The organism is Kamptonema animale CS-326 (assembly GCF_028330895.1).
GTDB classification, from domain to species: Bacteria; Cyanobacteriota; Cyanobacteriia; order Cyanobacteriales; family Microcoleaceae; genus Kamptonema; species Kamptonema formosum.
On sequence record NZ_JAQMUA010000353.1, the window covers coordinates 1 to 4,539 of the forward strand.

Consider the following 4,539-nt stretch of genomic DNA (forward strand, 5'->3'; position numbering starts at 1 on the left):
CCTTCTAATTTAATGCTCAGGGAGGAAACTGGGCAATTGGTGATGATTGATTTTGGAGGGGCGAAACAGGTAGGGGTAGATGCAGTTAATAAAGGGAGTTTGAGTTCGACGCGACTGATTTCTCCAGGTTACAGTCCGCCAGAACAAATTGTCGGGGGTGCGGTTGGGCCTGCTGCGGATTTCTATGCTTTGGGCCGGACTTGCATTCACTTATTAACTGGTAAATATCCGGCCGAGCTCGAAGATCCTTTAACTGGCGAGTTGCGATGGCGACATATTGCGCCTTATAGTCAGAGTTTGGCTAATTTATTGGATGATATGGTGCGATCGCAGGCGCGGGAACGTCCGGTAAATGCGGCTCAAATTCGCGATCGCCTCGCTAAAATTTCTTTAAGCCAGAATTCGCCGACTTCGATTGTTGCTGTAGGTCAAGGCGTGCTCAATTTTTCCTGGGAAGTGTTGGCGACAGTAGGTGAAGGAATTGGAAGTTTAACTGTTTTACTGTTCAGCGCGATCGCGCAGACGGTGGTAGCCTCTCTAGATACTGCTTGGGAAATGGTACTGGGCGGACTGGGTGGGAGTGTAGGGGCGATCGGTGGCTTGATTTTGGCTTATTGGTCGCCTTTTGGCCCACAGTTGGCGAGTTTGCTTAATCAGGGGTTGCACGAGCTCATACCCGATCTTACCTTCAATGTCGGGGTAGAGGTGTTGCTGTTTGGATGTGCTGGTTTGGGAACTGCTTTCGGTTTGACGGATGCGGGAGGATTTCGCCAGCGTCGCCGTTATTGGATGGCGGGTTTGACGGGAATGCTGGGCTATGGATTGGGGGGGTTGTGTTGGGCGAGTGGGATAGATGAGATGATGTTAGTAGGGGCGATGGCGATCGCATCTCTGACCTTGGGAATGGGTTTGCGTAGCCATCATGGGGTTCACACTTTCGTGGCCGCGATCGCACCTTTTGCTGTGTTTGCTACTTTCAAAACCTTTAATTTTTTCCCTGACAGTTTCTTGCACTTCCTTTTACTGGCTCATTCTCAACCCAATTGGTTACAATTTTGGGGAAGCATAGCGTTTTTTGGCTTAATGGGAAGTGCGATCGGATTGTGTTTGGGCGCGAGTCATTATTTAATTGTTCCTTTATTGCGGTGGTTGGGATGGCGCTAGATTGCTAATTGTTAACTGTTAACTGTTAACTGTTAACTGTTAACTGTTAACTGTTAATTAAGAGCAGTACATACTCAATTAAAAAATGCTATAGATAAGATCGTATCCCCATAAAAACTAGGAAATAAAAATGGGCAGAGTTACCACCACCATCACAGTTACTAACCATATAGACGAGATTTTAGCAGAAAGAGGGTTTATTGCTGTAGAGCAAATCCGCTCTATTACTCTCGATAACGTTTTAGTCGATACAGGAGCAACTAGACTTTGTTTACCAGCAGATATTATTAGCGATTTGGGTTTGCCTTTGGTGGGAGATATCGAGGGAGAGACAGTAATTGTAAACAGGATGTTTCGGATGTTTAAGGATGCCACTATTGCCGTCGCTGGTAGGGAAGGAAGATATAATTGTGTAGAACTTCCCGCAGGTCAAGAACCTTTACTCGGTCAAATTCCCTTAGAAGATTTAGGCTTAGAACCAGACTTGAAAAATCAAGTGCTGAGGATATTGCCCACAGAGGGAAAACAAAGCTATATCAGAGTGTAAATTTATGCAAAAAACTCCCTATTATAGCAATCGCTTTCGTCGGTTAGGACACTCGCTCATTGCTTCCACCCTTGATTCTATTCCCTTCTTCCCCTTCTTCTTCTTCTTCCCCTAGCCCCTAGCCCCTAGCCCCTAGCCCCTTCTTCCCCTAGTTATATTTTAGTAAGTTAATGCCAGTCACGATTAACCAATTAATTCAATCTAAACAGCAAGGTCGTCAAATTGTAGTTTTGACGGCCTACGATTTCGCTATTGCTGAACTCTTAGATCGAGCAGGTGTTGATATTATTTTAGTAGGCGATTCTCTGGCAATGGTAGCGTTAGGCTATGAAACAACTCTGCCAGTAACTCTCGATGAAATGATCCATCACGCGAAAGCGGTTCGTCGCGGAGTTAAGGAAGCCTTAGTTGTGGTAGATTTGCCTTTTTTAAGTTATCAAGAAAGTCCGCAACAAGCGATGCACTCAGCGGGGAGGGTGTTGAAAGAAACGGGGGCGCAAGCGGTAAAGTTAGAGGGGGGAAACCCGGCGATCGCGCAAACAGTTTCTCAGCTAACATTAGCAGGAATACCCGTTATGGGCCACGTTGGTTTAACTCCGCAGTCGGTACACCAACTGGGTTATCGGAAACAGGGGAAAACGGCTGAGGCGAGTGAGAGAATTTTAGGGGAAGCGATCGCGCTTCAAGATGCGGGGGCTTTTGCGATCGTATTAGAGCATATTCCGGCGGATTTAGCGGCTCAAATTAGTCAAAAGTTGGCAATTCCTACTATTGGCATTGGGGCGGGGCCTGATTGTGACGGTCAAGTTTTGGTAATTAATGATTTGTTGGGGCTTTCTGTGCGGTTGCCTCCGTTTGCGAAGGCCTATACTAATTTGCGGGAAACTATTACTGAGGCCGTGCAGAATTATGCAATGGAAGTTAGAGAGGGGAAGTTTCCTGAGTGAGTTTTGATATGGTATGTTGTGGATTTATGTTTAATTAATTTCACATATTATATCATTTTCAAAGACCTGTAGGGGCGGGTTCGCCAATAGCTAAAAGCGTAGCGTAAAGACTCAAAAACCCGCCCCCACCCCACGATTGATTCGGTGGATGATTTTGTAAATTCATCGTTTCAGGTGTATTATACGGAAAGTTTTCGTATAATCGATAGTTAGGTATAATTTTACGATTCAAGAGTTTAATTTTTCACAATAACGAAAATGTCATTAGCAAAGTGTAAGGGCGTAACCAAGTCTGGCGAGAGATGTAAGCGGAATGCAACTTCCTCTGGGTTTTGTTATACCCACGATCCTGACGCAATAGCTGAACATGAAGCTCAAAAGCAATCTATACAAATACAATCTGCATTTAAGATTACAGATAGAAGGTTTAGTGAAAGACTTGGACTTAAACCTGTGTCTGAAATCCTTCAAGTTGATAAAGTAAACCAAGATTTAAGGACTTCTCTTTGGAATATTTTAATTAGAAGTTTTTTACTTAAATATTCTAGTAGTATTATGCGACCTACGACATTGAGATATAACGGTAAATACATCGATGAATTCATTGAATATTTATGGTTGTATTTCTTTAAAAAACCCTTAGATGATTTACCAACTATTAATGAGGGGTTGGTAAAAGAATTACGAGGTTACTTTGAAAAGTTTCAGTGGTATGAGATTTATGATTTTTTAGAAGTTACTATCAATTACTTTGAATGCAAAATCTTAGTAAAGGAAGTTAATGATGTATTAAGCAGAGAACTATCAGGTTTCAGGTTCATTGGAGGTGTATTTACAAATATTACAACTGAGCAAGAAGTTAAGATGCTAGAAGAAGAAGTAACTGATAAGCTTTTTCCTGCTGTGTCAAGCCATCTAAAACGTGCTCTTGCTTTAATGAGCGATCGAGAAAACCCAGATTATCGAAACTCCATAAAAGAGTCTATTTCGGCGGTAGAAAGCCTTGCAAAAATAATTGCAGAAGCACCAAAAGCTACTTTAAAAGACGCACTTCAAGTTTTAGAGCGTTCCAAAAGAATTCATACAGCCTTAAAAGATTCGTTCTTAAAGCTTTATGGCTACACTAGCGATGAGGGAGGAATTAGGCACGCTATGCTAGTCGAACCCGACCTCACTTCTGAGGATGCAAAATTTTTTCTACTTTCATGTACGTCTTTTATCAATTACCTAAAATCAAAAATATCTGCGGATAACGAGACTTAATTTCATCATTGACATTAACAGAAGCTTCACCAATAATGATAAAATTATAAAGAATCCCTTGCAGGATAAATTCTTCAATTCCCCTGAAATCCTCAAAACTCATCCCAACAGTAGCACCCTGAAGGCGAGCGATCGCATCCAAAATATCCTGAACCCGAAGCGGCCATTCCCTAGAAGGCACGAATCGCCTCCTTAAGCACCGGTTCCCGCAAATGTTCCCTCAAAGCATCCTCTGTTCCCAAATCTACAGCACACCCCAAAAGATCCTCTAAATAGTGTTGTACCCGGAACAAGTCAAATAAGCTTGCTTCTATCGAAAACTCCACTAAAAAGTCTACATCACTATCAGGTCGCGCTTCATCCCGCGCCACTGAACCAAACAAATCTAAAGACTTTACCCCCAAGCCTTTTAAGTTATCCTTGTGGGCGGCTAAAATTGCTAGTACATCTTCCCGCTTCATTATTACTTTTACCGCTACTTTACCTATATTTTCACCCTTTTGACATTGTGTCAGCCAGTATATCAATTCCGGCTGTGCCAGAATTGATATAACAACTAACAACTAATATCATGTCCGGCAAATTACTTACGATCTGTCATTGCGAGCGAAGCGAAGC

General features: G+C 42.7%; 7 protein-coding genes. 4 read left to right on the top strand and 3 right to left on the bottom strand.

The window, feature by feature from the left end:
• The 3 genes from PN499_RS20400 to panB form a co-directional block, all read left to right on the top strand.
• Window positions 1-1,164: protein kinase domain-containing protein (locus tag PN499_RS20400; protein ID WP_272034061.1), on the top strand; the 1,164-nt coding region annotated here is incomplete at its 5' end.
• Window positions 1,165-1,294: 130 nt separating this feature from the next.
• On the top strand, window positions 1,295-1,711 hold the full coding sequence (locus tag PN499_RS20405) for a pepsin/retropepsin-like aspartic protease family protein (RefSeq protein ID WP_272034063.1): 417 nt from the start codon (window positions 1,295-1,297) through the stop codon (window positions 1,709-1,711).
• A 170-nt stretch (window positions 1,712-1,881) separates the two neighbouring features.
• Window positions 1,882-2,658: a 3-methyl-2-oxobutanoate hydroxymethyltransferase gene (gene panB / locus PN499_RS20410; RefSeq protein WP_272034065.1), complete on the top strand. Its 777-nt coding sequence runs from the start codon at window positions 1,882-1,884 to the stop codon at window positions 2,656-2,658.
• A gap of 58 nt (window positions 2,659-2,716) precedes the next feature.
• Here the strand turns inward: panB and PN499_RS20415 are convergent, their stop codons facing one another.
• Window positions 2,717-2,890: a hypothetical protein gene (locus PN499_RS20415; RefSeq protein ID WP_272034067.1), complete on the bottom strand. Its 174-nt coding sequence runs from the start codon at window positions 2,888-2,890 to the stop codon at window positions 2,717-2,719.
• A 26-nt stretch (window positions 2,891-2,916) separates the two neighbouring features.
• On the opposite strand from PN499_RS20415, the gene PN499_RS20420 reads away from it, so the two are divergent.
• Window positions 2,917-3,921 (top strand): AbiJ-NTD4 domain-containing protein, encoded by a 1,005-nt coding sequence (locus PN499_RS20420; RefSeq protein ID WP_272034069.1) that lies wholly within the window; start codon window positions 2,917-2,919, stop codon window positions 3,919-3,921.
• Here the strand turns inward: PN499_RS20420 and PN499_RS20425 are convergent.
• Both PN499_RS20425 and PN499_RS20430 read right to left on the bottom strand, forming a co-directional pair.
• Entirely contained in the window at window positions 3,878-4,102 is a 225-nt protein-coding gene (locus PN499_RS20425; protein ID WP_272034071.1) for a HepT-like ribonuclease domain-containing protein, read from the bottom strand. The two genes, PN499_RS20420 and PN499_RS20425, sit on opposite strands and share 44 nt — an antisense overlap.
• Complete coding sequence (locus PN499_RS20430; RefSeq protein ID WP_272034074.1) at window positions 4,092-4,382, bottom strand: nucleotidyltransferase family protein; 291 nt, start codon at window positions 4,380-4,382, stop codon at window positions 4,092-4,094. Before PN499_RS20430 ends, PN499_RS20425 begins: the two co-directional genes overlap by 11 nt.
• Window positions 4,383-4,539 lie beyond the last annotated feature (157 nt).

Coding starts and splice junctions, on each gene's coding strand:
- panB (WP_272034065.1), top strand. CDS start 1,882: ATGCCAGTCACGATTAACCAATTAATTCAATCTAAACAGCAAGGTCGT.
- PN499_RS20430 (WP_272034074.1), bottom strand. CDS start 4,382: ATGAAGCGGGAAGATGTACTAGCAATTTTAGCCGCCCACAAGGATAAC.
- PN499_RS20405 (WP_272034063.1), top strand. CDS start 1,295: ATGGGCAGAGTTACCACCACCATCACAGTTACTAACCATATAGACGAG.
- PN499_RS20420 (WP_272034069.1), top strand. CDS start 2,917: ATGTCATTAGCAAAGTGTAAGGGCGTAACCAAGTCTGGCGAGAGATGT.